The organism is Candidatus Megaera venefica (assembly GCF_034554655.1).
In the GTDB taxonomy this organism is placed as follows: Bacteria; Pseudomonadota; Alphaproteobacteria; order Rickettsiales; family Rickettsiaceae; genus Megaera_A; species Megaera_A venefica.
In genome coordinates, this window is sequence record NZ_JARJFB010000164.1 from 1 (window position 1) to 3,489 (window position 3,489).

Consider the following 3,489-nt stretch of genomic DNA (forward strand, 5'->3'; position numbering starts at 1 on the left):
TTTTTCTAGTCCCTCCGTCAAAACTCTCCCCGCCTGAATTAACAAGGGGTTTCATGTCATAAACAGCTTACAAAATCATTATAATATAGGTAAACTAAGTAATTGTTATCTGATCAATACAGATAGTGTGGATGATGCACTTGTCGAGCTTAATGACTTTATTAGTAGCAATCTTTTAAATAGTAAAGTCGAAAGTCATCCCGATTATATGTATGTTCGAAAGATAGATAATAAAACAAAGAATATTTCAGTAGACCAGATTAGATTAATGCAGAAGTTTTTATACAAAACGTCTGTTATAACTGGCAAAAAAGTAGCTGTAATTTATGCTGCAGACCAAATGAATATAAATGCTGCAAATTCTTGCTTGAAAATACTGGAAGATACCCCTGACAATACCTATATTTTTTTAGTAACGAATAATGCGGCCAGCGTTATACCAACAATACGTTCAAGATGTGCAAAGATAAATTACCATTATAATCTGCTTCCAGGTAAAGAAACTGATGTTAAGTTTTTAAAGCCTCTAAATAAGAAGGTTAGTATAACTGAGAAATTACAATTTATAGCGCAGTTTGGTTATAAAGATCGTGATTTATGGATGCAATTTTCTGTTTCTATGGAAGAATTGATGGCAAAATTTTGTAAAAAAATTGCTGGATTAAATGTTGATTTATCAGAATTAGAGTTATCAATTCTTGCGCAATTTAGATCCAATTCACCTTATTATTTGCAAATGAAATATGATCAGATTAGAAAAATTACTGATGATACAAATCTGTTTGATTTAGACTTGCGTTCAAGTTGCCTTTTATTAATTGATAAATTTAGAAGCTAGATTAATGTACGATATTTTTTTTCAGCCTGTAAAATCAATTATCCCAATTAAAGAAACAGCTGAAAAAGCATTAAAAAGGCTGAGTATTTTTAATGTACGTGATTTAGTTTTTTATAAGCCATATTCTTATAGCATAAGTGATACATCGTCTAATTTATCGGCCTTGCGTGATAACGTTTTGATCCAAGCAGAGATAAGAATAGTTGATATTGTACGACCACGATCTAATCGGACTCCAACAAAAATATCTGTAGCCAATGACACAGGGGCTTTAACTTTAGTTTTTTTTAATAAGATTCCACCATTTATATTCAGCAAGTTAAAAGTCGGCGAAAAATATACCATTCATGGTAAGGTACAGTATTTTGATGGCGGATTCCAAATTACCCATCCAGAATTTATTTTTAAAAAATCTTTATCGGTGCCAGTCGAGCCAGTGTACCATTTGACCTACGGCTTAATTAATAAGCAATTATATGATTATATACTTACAGTAATAAAAGCTCTTGAAGTTGCTATTGGTGCCAGAATGTCGTTTGGCAAAGTTGAGGCTGAATCTTCAGATTATATTAACTCTCTGATTCAGGAAATAAAGAAATTACATCTGGTTTCTCATGTCCCCAATAATTTGTTGATAGAACAGACCATAGAGTCTGCCATTTCTAAACTTACTGAAAAGGAACTGTTTGCCAATCAAGTATCTTTAGTCAAGTTAAAAAGAAAAGAGCAAGAGGTACTTGGGAGAAGTTTTAATATTGCAAAAGAGGTTAAGGATCAGGTTTTAGGTAACCTAGGCTTTGAGCTGACAAAATATCAACAAGAAGCAATTAAGCAGATTGAGTTTGATCAAACCTCGAATATTCAGATGATGAGGCTTTTACAAGGTGACGTTGGATCAGGTAAAACTATTGTTGCACTCCTTACAATGCTTAATGTTATGGTATCTGGAGCGCAAGCTGTGCTTATGGTACCAACAGATTTACTCAGTTTGCAACATTATCAGTTTTTTGTTAAAGCGTTAGCGGGAACCGGCGTAAATGTTGAATTACTTACAGGTAAAACTACTGTCAAAGCAAGAAGATCTATAAAGGAAAACTTAGAGAATGGAACCATTAATATTTTGATCGGTACCCATGCTTTATTTCAAGAAGCAGTTGTATTTAAGGATCTTGGCTATGTGGTCATTGATGAACAACATAGGTTTGGTGTGCAGCAACGTCTAGAACTGATCGCAAAGGCGACTCATCCAGATGTACTGGTTATGACAGCAACACCTATCCCTCGGAGTTTAACACTGACGATGTTTGGTGATATGAGTGTCTCTCAAGTAAAAGATAAGCCAAAAAACCGTTTACCAATAGTGACAAGTATAACATCTAATAGCAGGAGAGAGCAGGTTATAGCCTCGTTGAAAAAAATGATTGATTGTGATCAGAAAGTGTATTGGGTGTGCCCACTTATTGATCAAAACGACAAGATCATTGAGCATGAAAATGATGTTACATATGCAGATGTTACCGCGCGCTATGAAGAGTTGGATAAATTTTATCCAGGAGAAGTAGCAATTCTTCATGGCAAGATGAAGTCTGCGGACAAAGAGGATGTAATGCAAAAATTTAAGGATGGGGTAGTTAAAATTTTAGTTGCAACGACAGTGATTGAAGTTGGTATCGATGTGCCAGATGCTACATTAATTATTGTCGAAAATGCGGAGAAATTTGGCCTTGCGCAGTTGCATCAACTAAGAGGTAGAGTGGGGCGTGGAGTGTTGCAGTCTTACTGTATCCTTATGTATAATCCTAAAAGATTTTCAGCTACTGCCAGAAACAGATTGGAAATCATGAGACAAAGTAATGATGGGTTTTATATTGCTGAACAAGACTTGCTGCTTCGTGGAGGAGGAGAAATTCTTGGTACTAAGCAAAGCGGAGAGCCAGAGTTCTTCTTTGCTGATTTAGGACGTGATTTGAATATTTTGCTAAGAGCAAACAAATTAGCTCAGAATAGTAGATTTTCTGAATTTACAGAGTTTCAAGCAAAGCTTTTTGCAAGAGATCGTCAGGAGTTAGCAAAAAGTGGATAGTGAAATAATATTTGGCTTAAAAGTTACAAATACTTGCCTTGCTATTGGTCAATGTTTATTATAAAAATATAAATAATTGAACTTAAAACTTAGTACAGTTTATGTCCAAATCACATACATCTAAAGATACATCTCTCCAAAATCAAATAGTTTTTTCTGATAATCTGGTTATAAGAATGGCTAATAAATTGGCTGAAAACGTATATGCTTCTCCTCCAAAAACGAGGCAAGCAGCGTTTGATATAGTATTTAGTAAAGAAAGCCCTTCTGATATACTATTCGTAACTCAATTTATAAAATCACTTATTAATAAAATAACAGAAAAACTTCCTGATGATTGGAGTGATTCTCAACTAAATGAGTCTATATTAAAATTTCTTGATTCAAAGCCAGAAGCAGTCGTTTTATTTCAAGAATTAAAGCTGATAAAAATAGTAACGATAGATAAATTGCCTGACCATTTGTTAATGGAAGAAAATAAATCATTAGAAAGTCTCTCCGTCAAAACTCTAAATTTTTGATATAATTTCAAGAATTTCAAAAATAAATCACCGCACATTCATTTTTT

General features: G+C 33.7%; 3 protein-coding genes. All 3 read left to right on the plus strand.

Translation table 11 applies throughout. The features are described from left to right. Positions 1–112: 112 nt before the first annotated feature. The 3 genes from Megvenef_RS08100 to Megvenef_RS08110 all read left to right on the plus strand — a co-directional run bounded on the left by Megvenef_RS08100 (position 113) and on the right by Megvenef_RS08110 (position 3,442). Positions 113–838: a DNA polymerase III subunit delta' gene (locus tag Megvenef_RS08100; RefSeq protein ID WP_410519774.1), complete on the plus strand. Its 726-nt coding sequence runs from the start codon at positions 113–115 to the stop codon at positions 836–838. Between the two features lie 4 nt (positions 839–842). After that, complete coding sequence (locus Megvenef_RS08105; protein ID WP_322777441.1) at positions 843–2,921, plus strand: ATP-dependent DNA helicase RecG; 2,079 nt, start codon at positions 843–845, stop codon at positions 2,919–2,921. A 101-nt stretch (positions 2,922–3,022) separates the two neighbouring features. Next, the gene (locus Megvenef_RS08110; protein ID WP_322777442.1) at positions 3,023–3,442 is read left to right on the plus strand and encodes a hypothetical protein; all 420 of its coding nucleotides are present in this window, start codon (positions 3,023–3,025) and stop codon (positions 3,440–3,442) included. The last annotated feature ends 47 nt before the right edge of the window (positions 3,443–3,489 follow it).